This is a genomic window from Enterococcus sp. SMC-9, from assembly GCF_021011285.1.
Lineage (GTDB): Bacteria > Bacillota > Bacilli > Lactobacillales > Enterococcaceae > Enterococcus_C > Enterococcus_C montenegrensis.
The window spans coordinates 152,279-169,278 of the sequence record NZ_JAILYE010000002.1 but is presented as its reverse complement, the minus strand read 5'-3'; the positions used below and the strand labels follow the sequence as shown (position 1 = coordinate 169,278).

At 36.0% G+C, this 17,000-nt stretch carries 14 protein-coding genes and 2 pseudogenes; 14 read left to right on the top strand and 2 right to left on the bottom strand.

The window, feature by feature from the left end; genetic code table 11:
• The first annotated feature begins 27 nt into the window (after window positions 1–27).
• The 11 genes and pseudogenes from eno (at window position 28) to K4422_RS03475 (ending at window position 13,151) form a co-directional block, all read left to right on the top strand.
• Window positions 28–1,332, top strand: a complete 1,305-nt coding sequence (eno, locus tag K4422_RS03525) for a phosphopyruvate hydratase (protein ID WP_230709204.1) — start codon at window positions 28–30, stop codon at window positions 1,330–1,332.
• A gap of 204 nt (window positions 1,333–1,536) precedes the next feature.
• Window positions 1,537–1,809: pseudogene (locus K4422_RS03520) on the top strand (phage integrase N-terminal SAM-like domain-containing protein); the annotation flags it as partial.
• Window positions 1,810–1,821: 12 nt separating this feature from the next.
• Complete coding sequence (locus K4422_RS03515) at window positions 1,822–2,469, top strand: tyrosine-type recombinase/integrase (RefSeq protein WP_230709513.1); 648 nt, start codon at window positions 1,822–1,824, stop codon at window positions 2,467–2,469.
• A gap of 368 nt (window positions 2,470–2,837) precedes the next feature.
• Window positions 2,838–3,683 carry a toll/interleukin-1 receptor domain-containing protein gene (locus K4422_RS03510; protein ID WP_230709203.1) on the top strand — a complete coding sequence of 282 codons (846 nt, stop codon included), beginning with the start codon at window positions 2,838–2,840 and terminating at the stop codon, window positions 3,681–3,683.
• The gene (locus tag K4422_RS03505; RefSeq protein WP_230709201.1) at window positions 3,680–4,525 is read left to right on the top strand and encodes a macro domain-containing protein; all 846 of its coding nucleotides are present in this window, start codon (window positions 3,680–3,682) and stop codon (window positions 4,523–4,525) included. Before K4422_RS03510 ends, K4422_RS03505 begins: the two co-directional genes overlap by 4 nt.
• A complete protein-coding gene (locus K4422_RS03500) occupies window positions 4,512–5,009 on the top strand; it encodes a TIR domain-containing protein (RefSeq protein ID WP_329957726.1) in 498 nt (165 codons plus the stop codon). Before K4422_RS03505 ends, K4422_RS03500 begins: the two co-directional genes overlap by 14 nt.
• Window positions 5,010–5,201: 192 nt before the next feature.
• The gene (locus tag K4422_RS03495) at window positions 5,202–6,725 is read left to right on the top strand and encodes a class I SAM-dependent DNA methyltransferase (RefSeq protein ID WP_230709198.1); all 1,524 of its coding nucleotides are present in this window, start codon (window positions 5,202–5,204) and stop codon (window positions 6,723–6,725) included.
• Window positions 6,715–7,941, top strand: a complete 1,227-nt coding sequence (locus tag K4422_RS03490; RefSeq protein WP_230709197.1) for a restriction endonuclease subunit S — start codon at window positions 6,715–6,717, stop codon at window positions 7,939–7,941. Before K4422_RS03495 ends, K4422_RS03490 begins: the two co-directional genes overlap by 11 nt.
• Before the next feature lie 3 nt (window positions 7,942–7,944).
• Window positions 7,945–9,027: a hypothetical protein gene (locus K4422_RS03485; RefSeq protein WP_230709196.1), complete on the top strand. Its 1,083-nt coding sequence runs from the start codon at window positions 7,945–7,947 to the stop codon at window positions 9,025–9,027.
• A complete protein-coding gene (locus K4422_RS03480; protein ID WP_230709195.1) occupies window positions 9,020–12,118 on the top strand; it encodes a type I restriction endonuclease subunit R in 3,099 nt (1,032 codons plus the stop codon). Before K4422_RS03485 ends, K4422_RS03480 begins: the two co-directional genes overlap by 8 nt.
• Window positions 12,119–12,194: 76 nt before the next feature.
• Window positions 12,195–13,151, top strand: a complete 957-nt coding sequence (locus K4422_RS03475) for a hypothetical protein (RefSeq protein WP_230709194.1) — start codon at window positions 12,195–12,197, stop codon at window positions 13,149–13,151.
• A gap of 445 nt (window positions 13,152–13,596) precedes the next feature.
• Here K4422_RS03475 and K4422_RS03470 read toward each other — a convergent pair whose 3' ends face one another.
• Window positions 13,597–14,154, bottom strand: a complete 558-nt coding sequence (locus K4422_RS03470; RefSeq protein WP_230709192.1) for a TetR/AcrR family transcriptional regulator — start codon at window positions 14,152–14,154, stop codon at window positions 13,597–13,599.
• A 90-nt stretch (window positions 14,155–14,244) separates the two neighbouring features.
• Here K4422_RS03470 and K4422_RS03465 point away from each other — a divergent pair, with 90 nt between their 5' ends.
• Complete coding sequence (locus K4422_RS03465) at window positions 14,245–15,156, top strand: SDR family oxidoreductase (protein WP_230709191.1); 912 nt, start codon at window positions 14,245–14,247, stop codon at window positions 15,154–15,156.
• A 33-nt stretch (window positions 15,157–15,189) separates the two neighbouring features.
• On the opposite strand, the gene K4422_RS03460 is transcribed toward K4422_RS03465, so the two are convergent.
• A complete protein-coding gene (locus tag K4422_RS03460; RefSeq protein WP_230709189.1) occupies window positions 15,190–16,035 on the bottom strand; it encodes an SDR family oxidoreductase in 846 nt (281 codons plus the stop codon).
• Between the two features lie 132 nt (window positions 16,036–16,167).
• On the opposite strand from K4422_RS03460, the gene K4422_RS03455 reads away from it, so the two are divergent.
• Window positions 16,168–16,764 carry a TetR/AcrR family transcriptional regulator gene (locus K4422_RS03455; protein ID WP_230709187.1) on the top strand — a complete coding sequence of 199 codons (597 nt, stop codon included), beginning with the start codon at window positions 16,168–16,170 and terminating at the stop codon, window positions 16,762–16,764.
• Window positions 16,765–16,791: 27 nt separating this feature from the next.
• Window positions 16,792–16,899 (top strand): annotated as a pseudogene (locus K4422_RS13545) (hypothetical protein); the annotation flags it as partial.
• Window positions 16,900–17,000 lie beyond the last annotated feature (101 nt).

The window sequence follows — 17,000 nt, the reverse complement described above, 5'->3', positions numbered from 1 at the left end:
AATACAAATCAAAGGAGAGAGACAAACATGTCAATTATTACTGATGTTTACGCACGCGAAGTCCTTGATTCACGTGGTAACCCAACAATCGAAGTAGAAGTATATACAGAATCAGGTGCTTTTGGTCGCGGTATGGTTCCTTCAGGCGCTTCAACTGGTGAATACGAAGCCGTTGAATTACGCGATGGTGACAAATCTCGTTATGGCGGCAAAGGCGTTCAAAAAGCCGTAGACAACGTAAACAACATTATTGCAGAAGCTATCATTGGCTACGATGTTCGTGACCAAATGGCTATCGACAAAGCAATGATCGAATTAGACGGAACTCCTAATAAAGGTAAATTAGGTGCCAACGCAATCTTAGGCGTTTCAATCGCTGTAGCTCGTGCAGCTGCTGATTACTTGGAAGTACCTTTATACCACTACTTAGGCGGTTTCAATACTAAAGTGTTGCCAACTCCTATGATGAACATCATCAATGGTGGTTCTCACTCAGATGCGCCAATCGCATTCCAAGAATTCATGATCTTACCTGTAGGTGCACCTACATTTAAAGAAGGCTTGCGTATGGGTGCTGAAGTATTCCACGCATTGAAATCTATCTTATCTGAACGCGGCTTAGAAACTTCAGTCGGTGACGAAGGTGGTTTTGCACCTCGTTTTGAAGGTACTGAAGATGCTGTTGAAACAATCGTTAAAGCAGTTGAAAAAGCTGGCTACAAAATCGGCGACGATGTACGTTTAGGTTTTGACTGTGCAGCTTCTGAATTCTACGAAAACGGCGTATATGACTATGCTAAATTCGAAGGTGAAGGCGGAGCAAAACGTACTTCAGAAGAACAAGTAGCTTACTTGAAAGAATTAGTTGAAAAATATCCATTCATCATCACTATTGAAGATGGTATGGACGAAAACGACTGGGAAGGCTGGGAAAAATTAACAGCTGAACTAGGCGACAAAGTTCAATTAGTTGGTGACGACTTGTTCGTTACAAACACTGAAAAATTATCTGAAGGTATCGAACGTAACGTTGGTAACTCAATCCTAATTAAAGTTAACCAAATCGGTACATTAACAGAAACTTTCAATGCTATTGAAATGGCTAAAGAAGCTGGTTACACAGCAGTTGTTTCTCACCGTTCTGGTGAAACAGAAGATTCAACAATCTCTGATATCGCTGTTGCAACAAACGCTGGCCAAATCAAAACTGGTTCTCTTTCACGTACTGACCGGATTGCTAAATACAACCAATTATTACGTATCGAAGACCAATTAGGCGAAGTTGCTGAATACAAAGGCGTTAACGCATTCTACAACTTGAAAAACAAATAATCATCGCTAATTAATTAGTGAATTGAAGCAATTTAAAGCCTGTGAGAATTTTCTCATAGGCTTTTTTGCTATTTTAGGTTATTAAGGATACCAATTTTTGCGTACTGCCAGTTTTCACGTATTGCTAAGTACAAAAAGCATCTAATTAGTGATATCTGGTGATTTAACTTTCTTCTGTTTTTCTTAAGAAAAGGGGCGTTAAAAATGCTATTTCAAGAAGGCGTAGAAGAATTTTTGTTGGATTGTCGGGTAAGAAATTTGTCTAAAAGGACGATTGAAACGTATCGATCCCAAATACGAGTTTTTAGTAGTTACATATTTTCAGAGTTCGATCTAAATAAGTTGGAAGAGATCAAGAAACCTCATGTAAAGAGTTTTATCTTATGGATGAAGGAAGAACGCAGTGCAAATTATATTAATCAGATTTTAAAAGCTCTCAGAACCTTCTATAAGTACCTTTTTACGGAAGAATATATTGATCGTAACTTTATGCTAGACATTCAATATTTGAAATCAGAGAAACGCTTAATCAATACTTTTAACGATCAAGAGGTAGCAGCGATGATTGGCTTTTACAATCACTCAGGATTTGTCAATCAACGAAATCGACTAATCATTGAAATTATGGCTGATTGTGGTTTACGTGCAGAAGAAGTCCACTGCTTATCAAATGATAATTTTAAGGGGACTTTCTTTCAATTAATGGGGAAAGGGCGTAAAGAACGTGTTGTTCCTATTTCGCAATATCTGCAATTGTCCATCAAAAAATACCAGAAGACGAAACGAGGTTACTTTAATAATTTGCGCAATTATCATGAAATAGATGATTATCTTGTCGTCAATAAATCTGGTAAGAAAATAACTAATAATGTTCTTTTGGAGAAGATAGTCAAAGATGCAGCAAATGGAATTGGGGTCAGAGATGAAGTCAAACAAAGAAGTTGTCATAGCTTAAGACATTATTATGCGCAGAAACTATTGAAGAGTGGGGTTAATCTCTATACAATTAGCCGCTTATTAGGACATTCCAATATCAAGACGACGCAAACCTGTCTCAATTCCTTGAGCGATGCGGATTTCTTAGAGAATACAAAAGTTACACCATTGGAACGGTTATTAAGAGAGGGGAAGATGTGATAGGGATACAAAGCTGTTTGATTACAATAACAATGAAGTTTGAATAAAAAAAATTTGATAAATTATAAGTATGTTACTGGATCAGAAAGTGATTAGAAAATACATGCATCCCCATTACTTTCCGCTATATGTATCCGAGAAAATTAGTGTGTAAGAGACCATTTATTTCACAACCAGTCTAAGCAGTGATGATTGTATTGAGAAATTGATTAAACAAGTACGTTGAGTAATTTGAAATAAATAAGAAGTCCGTAGAAATTTGATTATTTAATCAGTCTACGGATTTTTTACCTTCTTCAAAAGCGAACGTACGTTTGAAAATGAACTTAAAATGCTATAATAATAGATATAGATTGGAGGATAAGCAGATGTACAAAGGTTACAACCTAGATTTATCAGTTATTGAGAAACAATCATTTTTGAACGTTACTAATTATGAAATTGATCTATTTGAAAAGAAAATAGATTCGAAAAAAAACGAGCTCTTATCCAGAATAAATGAGACTATTTATTTACCTAGAACTGAAGATAATAAAATTGATGGATCGCAATTAATAAATGATTGGTTTCCTAATTATAAATCTGATATTTTTTTATCTCACTCGCATAATGATCACAGGACCGCCAAGAGACTTGCTGTATGGCTGAAACGTGAATTTGGACTGGAAGTTTTCCTAGATTCTATTGTTTGGGGGAGTGCTGATAAGCTTTTGAAAAATATTGATAATGAATATGCAATACTCAGAAAAAAAGGAGACAATATAACTTATAACTATGATATAAGAAACTTCACGACTAGTCATGTTCACATGATGCTATCAACAGCGCTGAATGATGTTATCAATAATACGGAATGTCTAATCTTTCTTAACACACCAGAGTCAATAAATGTCGGCGAAGTTTCCATGCGTAAAACCAATTCTCCATGGATATATAATGAGCTCAAAATAGCATCACTTATAGAAAAGAAAAATCCAAGAGAAACAATTTTGAAAGAGCAATTGGGAAAAAGACAAAAAGAAATATATGCGAATGGTGGTCTTGATATTTTATATGATGTACAAACTCAGCTAGGCTGTTTAGAGACACTTGATAATAAGAAAATACAAGAATGGCAAAAAGAATGGAGAATATCCAATCACAAGTTTCACCCTTTAGATTTGTTGTATTATGGTAACTCTAATTACTTTTTAAAGAAGGCGAGTAAGAAATGAAAAAAATAAAGTTTATGGATCACCGTGTTAGAAAAGTCTTTTTAAGATTCCTTGGTGTAATTAGCACCTTTCTTTCCTTGGTTCTGATTTTTATTGAGATTCCAGATTATTGTAAGTTATATCTGGGAATTTTATTTGGAGTAATCTTGGTGATAACTTATATTGGAATATGGGTTTATGCCAATATGAAAGCATCTGCAAGTTTAAAAATTGGAGGAACTACGGTAGAAATAATTCGTGGAGATATTTTTACACAGGATGGATTGAAGGTTATCCCCTTTAATGAATATTTTGATACGGTAGTTGATGATAAAATTATTTCTAAAAAGTCATTACATGGCAAATTTATCCAGAAATATTATACAAAACCATCTGATTTAAAACAAAAAATTGAGGATGATCCCGATTTTAATAATGATGAAAATTCGTGTATGAAGGAAAGGTATAAAGGTGTTTATCAAAAAAGCTATCAACTGGGAAGTACTTTTGTTGATGGTGATTTTATTCTTACTGCTTTTTCAAAATTTAATGAGAAGAATGAAGCACGACTTTCAATGTCTGAGTATATCAATTTCCTATTGATTTTTTGGAATGAAATCAATAGGGTATATTCACTAGAAAATGTCTCTGTTCCAATTTTTGGTGCAGGGATTACACGTTTTTCTAATGGGTTTAATAATATTCCGATTAACGAACTACTGAATATAATGTTGTGGACTTTCAGAATAAGTGAAACAAGGTTCAAATATCCAGCTAAACTAAGGATTATCATTTATAAAGATCAGTTTGATGAAATAGATTTATTCGGATTGAAGGGGGAAATTAATGATGGTAGCTTATAGAAATAAAACGTATGTAGCTTTTGATGGAGATAACGATATTCACTATTATTGGATGATGAAAGCTTGGAAGCAGAAAGATAATACAGCTTTTAATTTTTATGATGCTCATGATCTTAATTCTGCAAGAGATACCAGTAAAGAAGAATCTATAAAAAGACAACTTAGAGAGAGAATGAACAATTCAAAAGTATTTGTTTTGTTGATAGGTAAGAATACAAAATATCTGAGAAAATTTGTTAAGTGGGAAATAGAATCAGCTATAAGATTAGGGTTACCAATAATATGTGTGAACTTAAATGGAAATCGAGTGAAGGACGACATGTGTCCACCCATACTGAACAATGAACTTGCAATTTTTATTCCATATGAAAAGAAAATAATGCAATTTACTTTGGAGAATTGGCCAAGTTATCATACTCAATATAAAAGAAGCGGTAATTCAGGGGATTACCATTACGAAAATATTGTTTACGATAAACTCTAAAATTACCAGATAGTGATACAAACAACTAGGAATAGTATTGAGAGTTATGATGTTTTTGATATTGAATGCAGAGTGTATTTTAATCTGTTAAAATAGAAGTGCGTCTATGCACGGATTCCAGGCGTTTTTTGTACTTTTGTACAAAGCGCCTTTTTGTTGAGAAAATTTAAGTTATAACAGGAGGAATAACGAATGGCTTCAGCCGAACTAAAAATTGAAGAGCGATTATGGCAAACAGCTGACAAATTACGTGGCAGTATGGATGCTTCAGAGTATAAAAATGTGGTTCTGGGATTAATTTTCTTGAAATATGTTTCAGATAGTTTTGAAGAAAAGCATGCAGAATTGATGCAAGATGAATATGCAGATCCCGAGGATAAGGATGAATACATTGCCGATAATATTTTTTGGGTGCCAGTAGATGCTCGTTGGACGAATATTAATAAGAAATCTAAAACTCCAGAGATTGGTCAAATTATTGACAATGCTATGATTGCCATTGAAAAAGAAAATTCAACTCTAAAAAATGTATTGCCTAAAAATTATGCTCGTCCACAATTGGATAAAGTACGTTTGGGTGAAACAATTGACTTGATTTCCAATATAAAAGTTGGCGACAAAGCTAGCCGTAGTACCGATGTCTTAGGCCGTACATATGAGTACTTTTTAAGTAAATTTGCTAGTGCAGAAGGCAAAGGCGGCGGAGAGTTTTATACGCCTCGTTCTGTAGTCAGTTTGTTAGTTGCCATGCTTGAACCCTATGAAGGTCGAATTTATGATCCTTGTTGTGGATCAGGTGGCATGTTCGTTCAATCAGAAAAATTTGTAGAAGAACATCAAGGGAAAATTGGGGATATTTCTATTTATGGACAAGAATCAAATCCGACTACTTGGCAATTGTGCAAAATGAATTTGGCAATTCGGGGAATCGATGGCAATATCGGCCAACATAATGCGGACACCTTTCACAATGATCTACACAAAGGATTACGGGCTGATTATATCTTGGCAAATCCGCCATTTAATATTAGCGATTGGGGCGGTGAAAAATTAACGGATGATGCCCGCTGGAAATACGGTATTCCCCCAGTGGGGAATGCCAACTATGCTTGGATTGAACACATGGTGTCAAAACTAGCACCAGAAGGAACAGCCGGTTTTGTATTAGCCAATGGCAGTATGTCTACTAGTCAAAGTGCAGAACTCGCAATTCGTAAAAATCTAGTGGATGATGACATCGTGGAATGTATTGTCACGTTGCCGGGGCAAATGTTTTATTCAACCCAGATTCCAGTATGTCTTTGGTTTACGACAAAATCAAAAGCGAAACTGAATGAACGTGATCATCGCGGTGAGATTCTCTTTATTGATGCTCGCAAAGAAGGTTTTATGGCGGATCGGACGCATAAAGAATTTAGTCCAGAAGATATCGCGAAAGTTGCGGATACCTATCATGCGTGGAAGAGCACCGATGATAAAGCTTATGAAGACATTGCCGGTTTCTGTAAATCAGCGACATTAGAAGATGTGCAGAAACAAGAATATATCTTAACGCCGGGTCGCTATGTCGGCTTAGCAGCTGAAGCAGAAGACAGCGAACCTTTTGAAGAAAAAATGGCACGACTGACCACGACTTTATCAGAACAATTTGCGAAATCCCATGAGTTGGAAGAAGAGATTAGAAAAGCCCTAGGAGGGATAGGGTATGAAATTTAAAGAATATGTTCTTGGTGAGATAGTCGATATTCGCTCTAGTAAGAGAATATATTATAAGGATTATGTTGATAATGGGGTACCCTTCTATCGATCAAAAGAAATTATTCAGAAAAGCAAGGGGCTAAATATTGACAATCCTTTATATATTTCTCTAGAGAAATTTGATGAAGTGAAAAATAAATATGGAGTTCCTAAAAGTAATGATATTTTGTTGACATCCGTAGGAACCATTGGCATACCATATTTAGTAAAAGATGATGATCAATTTTATTTTAAAGATGGAAATTTAACATGGTTCAGCAACTTTTCAAAAGATATTGTTCCAAGATATCTCTTATACTGGTTTCAATCAAAGGTTGGTAAAAAAGCGATTGATAATATCGTAATCGGTTCTACTCAAAAAGCCCTTACGATGGTTCAATTGAAAAAAGTCCAAATCGAATTACCTTCCATAGATGTGCAAGAAAAAATTGTTAGTATTATTGATTCTCTAGACTCTAAAATCGAACTCAACAATCAAATGATTGCTACGTTGGAGGAGTTGGCGGCGACGCTTTTCAAACGCTGGTTTGTTGATTTTGAGTTTCCTGATAAAAATGGTGATCCTTATAAATCCAGCGGCGGCAAGATGGTGGCGAGTGAGTTAGGAGAAGTGCCTGAGGGGTGGGAAGTTTCACAATTAAAAAATATTGCTACAATAATTATGGGGCAATCTCCTAAAGGCACCTCTTATAATACTGAAGGAAATGGGCTACCTTTAATCAATGGAGCAAGTGATTTTAAAAACGGAATTATTACACCACAAAAGTACACTACTGAACCTAAAAAAATTACTCAATCAAAGGACTTCATTTTTGGTGTAAGGGCAACAATTGGTGGCACGGTAGAAGTAGGGAAAGAATATGCTATTGGGAGAGGGGCAGGCATCGCTCGTGCGAAAGAAGTTGAATTGCGCGAATATCTGTTTCTGATTATGAATAAACTTTTTAATTTCTTTTCTGAAACAGCTACGGGTAGTGTATATATCAATATATCACGTAAAGATTTTGAAGACTACGAATTTGTCAGGCCTTCTTCTGATATTATAGATTCTTTTCATAAATTGATGGAACCAATTTTTATTGAGACACGTAATAAGCGGGAGGAAAATAAGTATTTGGTCGAAATTAGAGATGTGTTACTTCCTAAATTACTATCTGGTGAGTTGGAGGTTTAAAGTATGGAAAAAGCTGTGAATTACGATTTCTCAGTTTCTATTACGGCTAACTGTCCAATTAAAGAATCTTCTTTTGTTACTGTTACTAAAGACAAAAGGACTAAGATTAATAATATTGATTCTTTATTGGTACAACCTATTCTGAACTTTTTGATTAGCTTCAGTATTAAGGCAGAAGAATTTAATGCTATATCTTTCTTTCGAGGCTTTAAACCAAATTTTAAACTTCGAAAGCAATTAGAAATATCTCCAGCACGTTTTTTTGAACTCTTTTTTGTTGTTGGTGAGAAAGGAAATGCATATCGAGAAGACGTGGGTATTAAAGGCATCAAACCTTATTTTGACAGGCCAGCAACAATTGAAGACGTCAAGGCACTGCTCAATAAAGTGAATAGTATTTTGAAAATGAAAGATTTTGGTTCTATTTGTGTAGAAGATCTTCTTGAGGCTGTTGATGAGGATGTTCAAAATGCTTACATTTTTTTATTGAATCTTGCTCATAATATCGGCGGACGCTGGGAAGATAAGGTCAGAAGTCCTTTTGTGTCTGCTGCTCATGGAGAGAATGGGTTTGATACTGCGTTGAAATTTGCTCACAGCAGAAATGAAAATGATTTTTCGTATGTAATCTGGGGATTTATTCCAGAGTCAAGGAAACACAATATAATTTTGACTAAAGAATTAACGAAAGATATCCAAAGCTTAAATGCGGATTGGTATGAAGATATTCATTCTGAAATCATCATTAAAGACGGCATTTTCCCATCGAATATTTTAGGTGTTTTTGAAATTCACAGAGAGTCGGGACGTAAAAAGTTTATTATCAATCCATATCTTTACCAATTATTTGATATAGATAAAGAGGATTCCTCTGAACATATAGGTGAAATATTTCAATATGTTTGTACTAATGGGATACCTATTGACCAGAAACATTTTTCTGAATTTGCTAAGCAGTTAGGTTATGTCTCTAGAGGTCTTGATAAACATGATGGGAAAATTAGAGCTGGACGTATTGGTAGTTCGGCAGATATTATTTTGCCAAGAGAATATCACTTTTCAATTAAGGAGGTGCCCAATGCCTAACGATTTCCGTTTCATTGAAGCAGATTTAGAAGAAACCGCCCTCGAGTGGTTAGCTGAAGTTGGCTACACTGCTTTATCTGGTACATCATTTGAACCAGATGGCGATTTGGCGGCACGCAAGAGTTATAGCGACGTTGTGTTAGTCGATCATTTGAAAAATGCACTGATAGCGATTAATCCTGAGATGACAATGGAAGTGATTGATGAAGCAGTGCGCAAAGTGACGATTCCGCAACATCCGAATCTGATGGTCAACAATCGAACTTTTCATAAGTTGATCACTGATGGCGTGGATGTGGAAACGCGAGAAGGAATCAATAATGTTACGAAAAAATTGTGGCTGTTTGATTTTGATCATCCTGAAAATAATGAGTTTTTAGCCGTTAATCAATTTGTGATTAAAGAAGGTGACAAAGAAAAGCGTCCTGATGTGATTCTTTTTGTGAATGGCTTGCCGTTAGTAGTGATCGAGTTGAAGAACGCGACGAATGAAAACACGATCACCAGCGACGCCTACAATCAGCTGCAAACCTATAAATCAACGATCCCTAGTCTCTTCAACTTCAATGAGATCATGGTCATCAGTGATGGATTCAACGCAAAATCTGGAACGATATCTAGTAATGAAGAGCGTTTTATGGTTTGGCGTACGATGGATGGACATAACGAAACGGGAACGGCCCATACACAGTTAGAGGTTCTAATCAAAGGCATGCTAAATCCAACCGTCTTACTAGATTTAATTCGTCATTTTATTATTTTTAAGGACGATGGTAGGGAAACAATCAAAATTTTAGCAGCCTATCATCAATATCACGCTGTCAATCGAGCCGTGGAAGAAACCAAACGTGCGGCATCTTCAGAAGGTGATCAGAAAATCGGTGTAGTATGGCATACGCAGGGTTCAGGGAAAAGTTTGTCGATGGTTTTTTATTCTGGAAAGCTGATTCAAGAACTGGATAACCCGACGATCGTCGTTTTGACTGACCGTAATGATTTAGATGATCAACTTTTTTTAACCTTTAGTCAATCCAGTGAAATTTTACGTCAATCACCAAAGCAAGCAGAGAATCGTGAGGATTTGCGGAAGTTATTAGCTGTTGAGGCTGGGGGCATTGTTTTTACTACTATGCAGAAATTTTCTCCCAATGAAGGCATAAAGATGAACGCGTTGACTGATCGACGAAATGTAATTGTGATGGCAGATGAAGCGCATCGCAGTCAATATGGTTTTTCTGGTAAGCTGACCCAGACGGAAGATAACGACTATATTATGAAGTATGGCTATGCGAAGTATTTGCGGGATGCTTTGCCCTACGCTTCTTATATTGGCTTTACAGGAACACCAATCGCAAGTTCAGACAAATCAACTCGGGCTGTCTTTGGTGATTATGTGGATGTTTATGACATGACCCAAGCAGTTGCCGATGGTGCTACTGTGAAAATTTATTATGAAAGCCGGATTATTCCGCTAAAATTATCTGATGGAGCAGACCTCGATCCTTTGGTTGATGAAATTATGGAAAAGCAAGAGGAGTATGTGGTTTCCAAGTCAAAGAGTAAATGGAGTCGTTTAGAAGCAGTTGCTGGCGCACAATCCCGCCTGGAAGTCTTGGCTAAAGATTTTGTAGCACACTTTGAAGAACGACAAAAAGCTTCGTTTGGAAAATCTATGATTGTGACGATGTCTAGGCGAATTGCAATCGACTTGTATAAGGAAATCGTAAAATTACGTCCTAGCTGGCACTCAGATGATGATGACAAAGGTCGTATCAAAATCGTTATGACAGGTTCTTCTAGTGATCCTGAAAGCTGGCAACCATTTATTGGCAATAAGGCACGGCGTGAAAAGTTAGCTAACCGTATGAAAGATAATGATGATCCGCTTCAAATTGTGATTGTCCGAGATATGTGGCTTACAGGTTTTGATGTCCCCGCAATGAATACCATGTATCTTGATAAACAAATGAAAGGTCACAATTTAATGCAAGCCATTGCTCGAGTGAATCGAGTCTTTAAGGATAAAGAAGGCGGACTGATTGTTGACTATATTGGTATTGCAGATAGTTTGAAAGAAGCCTTGCAGGAGTATACACCTAGTGATCAGGAACAAGCTGGTGTAGATGTCGCGGCGGCCGTGAACGTGATGCTAGAGAAGTACGATCTAATCACTGAGTTATTGTACGGTACTAATTATGAGCTATTCAACAGTGAAAAAGCTTCCGTGAAAATGAAGACGCTTAATAATACAATGGATTACATTTTAGGATTAGGGCAAACAAAGACGAAACTTTTTAAAAACTTGGTAACCGAGCTGGGGAAAGCTTTTGCGTTGTGCGCCACAGAAGAAGCAGCGCAAGAAATTAATGCAGAAGTAGCTTTCTTTAAAGCCGTGAAGGTTGCATTGATGAAGCTGGATATTACTGGGAGCAAACCAACGCAAAAGCAAGTAGACGAACAGTTGAAACAATTACTTTCAAAATCGGTAGTTGCAGAAGGAGTCGTTGACATCTACCAATCTCTTGGTTTGGAAAAACCAGATTTGTCTATATTATCAGATGAGTTTTTAGCCGAAGTGCGTGCTTTACCACAAAAGAATGTTGCGGTAACACTTTTAGAACGTCTATTGCGTGGCAAGGTGAAATCTATCCAAAGAACGAATCTCGTTCAGTCCAGAAAATTCACTGAGATGCTAAATGGCTCAATTGATAAATACAATAAGCGGACTATTGAAACATCAAAAGTCATCGAAGAACTGATTCAAATGGCAAAAGAAATGAGCGAAGCTGTCCAACGTGGAGAGAACTTGGGACTTTCTAGGGATGAAATTGCCTTTTATGATGCACTTGCAGATCATGAAACGGCTAAGGAAGTATTGGGCGATGATACACTAAAAGCGATTGCTCACGAACTGACCGTAGCAATAAAAAATAATATGAGTGTTGATTGGTCGGTTAGAGAAAGTGCGCGTGCTAAAATGCGTGTGACAGTTCGCAGGTTATTGAAGAAATATGGCTACCCACCTGATTTGCAAAAAATGGCAGTTGATAAGATTGTGCAACAGGCAGAATTGATGGCAGGTATGCTGTAAGTGTTATAGTCTTTGAAGTGATTATAATATAACCTTGAACTAGAAAGGTCTGTTTTATTATGTCATTAGGTATGATTTGTTTCGTAAACAAAATGAAAAATCGATTGATAGTGGATCTCAATATGCTGAATTAATTATTTCAGAAGTAGGGAAGAAAATCGAAGATCCTGAATATTTCTCACCATACATTGCATCCCATCCAAAAAGTAAATACGGGTTTGTCCTTTTAAGAGAGAAAAAGTTTGATGAACTTGAATATGATAGTATGAAAACCACTTTTGAATTAGAATCGTTTAACTTAGTATCTGAGTCTATAAATGATAATAAATATCTAGTTGTATATATCGATGATAGTTATTCATTGAGAAGTGTAAGTTCTGAAAAAAGAAAGAGGACTATAGTGGCAGTTTCGGTTCTCGTTATAGCTGCAGTAGTAATAGTTTCGATATTTCTTCTGAACGCAGATTCTAATTCACCCGATAAGCTAGTCGACGAACAGGATGCTGTTAAAAATATCATTGATAGTACTACTGTTCCACCAAGCTCTACTAACGATAGCGCTAGTAACCTGACAGTGGAAAACAAAATCTATCAAATAAACGAATGGGCACCTCTTGTATACGCTGGAAGACTCCTTGCAGAAATTAGAATTACAAAAGCAACAAATAATGTTAGCGATTTTCCAGACTACATCCAGTTAGCAGAAAAAAGTAACATAAAAAGAATTGTACGACTGAATATTGAATACAAAAATATTAGCGTTGATAAAGGATATTCACCAAATCGATATGATGATATAGCTTTTTTTAAGGATAATAAGATGCTAAGTTTTTCGAGCTCATGGAATGGTGGAGAGAAGAATGTTTCAAAGGGACGAACTGGTGTCATGAAACCATCATATATGTTTGACACGGATATATCCCAATTTAATTCTTTAGAAATTGACTTTGATTATAGTTTTCTTGTGTCAGGTGAGTTTGGACTAAATGGTACAAATTCTGTTATCCACTATAAAGTTAATTTGGAACATTGATTTTAACGTGCTGTAATATATATTATAATATAATCGAAGATCAATTAGGCGAAGTTGCTGAATACAAAGGCGTTAACGCATTCTACAACTTGAAAAACAAATAATCATCGCTAATTAATTAGTGAATTGAAGCAATTTAAAGCCTGTGAGAATTTTCTCATAGGCTTTTTTGCTATTTTAGGCTATTTAGGATACCAATTTTTGCGTACTGCCAGTTTTCACGTATTGCTAAGTACAAAAGGTGCCAAGTTAGTCATACCTGCGTATTAACTAGATGAGTTAAAAAATATAAAAAAGGCTATTAAGCAAGCACGATTAATCTCAACATTAGTTGACTGGAAAAGCTATTTGCCATTTCGTTGAAGAAAATTTGCGCAAATAAAACCCTATGCGTGTTAGGTTGTAGTTGAATAAAAGAAAATTGTTAGTGTTATGACGAATCCCATCAAATACTAACACCGACAATATGACTTGAAATACGGTCACAAATCAGCAAAGCCATTTCGTCAGCACTCTCAATCATACCGCCATTACACCAACTTCTGATAACGTTAAATAAGCCGCCAGCAAGGAACTCGATATTATACGATCGATATTTTGGTGAACATTCTATATTGCATACCAATTTTTCAGAGAATGATTCTAGAAATTCAACTAATTCAGATAGAATGAGTATTGCCGAAGTTGATTTAAATATTGTAATAAAGAAATCCTGTTCTTGCCGCAAAGTTTCAAAATATATCCGTGTCAAATTAAAATTATCAACGTCCTCTTCAGTAAGACTATTTCTATACTTGTTATTGATTTCCCTAATCTGACATTTTACTACATCTTCTAAGCTATCGTAATTTCTGTAAAAGGCCATTCTAGAAACACCAGCTTTATTCGCTACCTCGCTAACTGATATCTTGTTGTACTCTTTATTTTTGGCGAGCAATATGAGAGCCTGAGAAATAGAATCTCTCGTAAGTTTCTTTTGCTCTTCATTATATGAATTGGACATAACAAAGCCTCCTGTTCTGTAACATCGCTGTGTATAAGAATTGCTTATTTCAATAGCAAAAACTATACTACAAATCACAAGGCGTTACAATTGAAACGTCAATTTGATATTGGAGTGATTTCTATTATGAAAACTTGGTTTATAACTGGAGCTACAGGTGGGCTTGCAACAGCTGTAATTAAACAATTACTTGAAAATGGTGACAGGGTTGCGGTTACTTCCAGAAAAGAGGGTGCTTTTGACGACTTGAAAAAACAATATGGTGATCAGCTTTGGCAAAGTTCATTAGACTTATCCGATGAAGATGATGTAAAGCGTACTGTAAACGCGGCATTTAATGATCTTGGAAAGATCGATGTTTTACTAAACAATGCTGCATATGGTTTGTATGGTGCTATCGAAGAAATTTCTGAGCGGCAAATGAAAGACGTTTTTGAAATCAATCTTTTTGGCTCTTTGAGAACCGCAAAAGCTTTTCTTCCTCATTTTAGAAAACAGGGTGGTGGACAAATCATACAAATATCAAGTATGGCTGGCCATTATTCTACACCTGCAATGGGAATGTATAGTGCCTCAAAATGGGCTGTTGAAGCGGCTTTTGATGCTTTGTCACAAGAAGTTGCTCCCTTCAATATTCGTGTAACAATTGTGGATCCCGGCGGTATAAGAACTAACTTTGTTGGTGGAAATGGTGCTTTTGGCGATCGTTTATCTGCCTACGATAATACGCCGACAGGAAAAATTACGGATATCATGCAAAATGGTTTAACTGGAGCAAGTCAAACAGAAATTGATTCTTATCTTAAAACAATTGCAGGGGATCCCCAAAAAATGGCGACCAAGATTGTATCGTTAACACAAACCGATACTCCTCCGTTAAGAATAGTCTTAGGTAGCGACGCATATCAAAAAATTCATTCTAGCTTAATCTCGCGAATTCATGCTCTAGAAGAAAATAAAACATTATCATGGTCTACTGACGCAGACGATTACACTAAATAGTGGTGTTAGGATGATTTAGTGGACACAGATCTTTTAGGTTAGTTTTCTATTCAATTCTAATATCCAATCAACAAATTTCGTTGGAAAAAACCGAACCATAGGTAAAGTCATTTTTGCGTCCATGCCAAGTGAATAGCGAGTGCGAGGCTTCTTTTTTGTCGCAATAGCGGCAACTTTTTTACCAGCTTTTTCTGCTGTCATTGCATGTTTCAAGAAATTCGATTGAGAAGCAACGGCAGATTTAATTAAATTACTATATAGCTTTTTATCTTCTACGCTAAGCGTTTTTTCAAAGTTTAACGACAGGTCTCCGCTATATGCCGCCATTTCTGTTTGAATACCGCCAGGCTCTACAATTACTACCTTAATTTTTTGATCTTTAAGCTCTCTACGCAAAGAGTCACTAGCAGCTTCGAATGCAAATTTAGTTGCAGCATAGGCAGAATAATTTGGCATAGCTACTTTTCCTCCGACTGAGGTTATGTTCACGATAGAACCATGACTCTTTCTTAAAAAAGGCAATAGAGCTTTGGTTAGTGCAACTTGGCCAAACAAATTTACGTCGAATTGATTTCTCCAATCCTCCATTTTTAACAATTCAAAAGGCGCATTAAATTCTATACCAGCATTATTAATTAGTGAAACAATCTTATAAGTTTTTCTGTTTTTATTTAATAATCGAACTAAAGAAGCAATGTCATCTTCGTTGGTTATATCTAATAGCACAGGTTCAACATTAGTTTCGGTGAATAGCTTTAATTCCTCTTCTTTTAGTACACCAGCAATGACATGGAAATTTTTCTTAGACAATTCAACAACAGTAGCTTTACCTATTCCAGATGAGGCACCCGTGACAATAACTACTTCATTTATACTCATTTCGTATAATCCTCTCTTGATTAAAATGATGTTTACATCGGAAACATGGTTTGAATCTATCACAATCGAAGTTATGTTGTCAATGTAAACATCTTAATTGTTAATGTAAATCCACTGTGCTATTATTCTTATATGAATAATAAAACTAATCAATCATATCATCACGGAAACTTAAAAAATGAATTACTACAAGTAGCTAGAGATGTACTAGAGAAAAAGGGATTAGATAAAGTCACTATTAGAGAAATAGCTAGAGAGGTTGGGGTGAGTCATACAGCCCCACAACGGCACTTTAAGAATAGACAGGCATTGCTTGATTCTTTAGCATTAATGGGGTTTAACGAATTAGGTGAGGGCATTCGAGAAAGTCAGTTAGCAGATACGACCGATTTTGCAGAGCGACTGAATAACGCAGCATTAAGTTTCGCTCATTTTGCAACTAGAAATGGCCAGTTATTTGAATTGATGATCTCAAGCAAACACACAGATAAGACTGGTGATATTCCCAGTGCTTCAGAGAAGGCATTTTTTCCAATACTAGATTTAATCATTGATGGACAAAAAAATAATATGATTCAAGATGGCGATTCTGCTCGAATAGGGCTGAATTTATATGCAACTCTTCTGGGGATTACTACAATGGTAAATGGTGGATTGATCGACAGCAATAAATTAGATGAGTTGGTTGTTGAATCTACTCAGCATTTTTTAAGAGGATTTCAGCCATAAAAGTTTTCTGTGTTTTTGAGAACGTTAACCTTCCGGATTGCTAAATACAACCAATTATTACGTATCGAAGACCAATTAGGCGAAGTTGCTGAATACAAAGGCGTTAACGCATTCTACAACTTGAAAAACAAATAATCATTGCTTAGTTTAAGACCACAGACAGTTTTGTCTGTGGTCTTTTTTTGTCTCTATGCAAAAATATAAAATTCTACACGAATAGTCATTTTAAAGAAGTT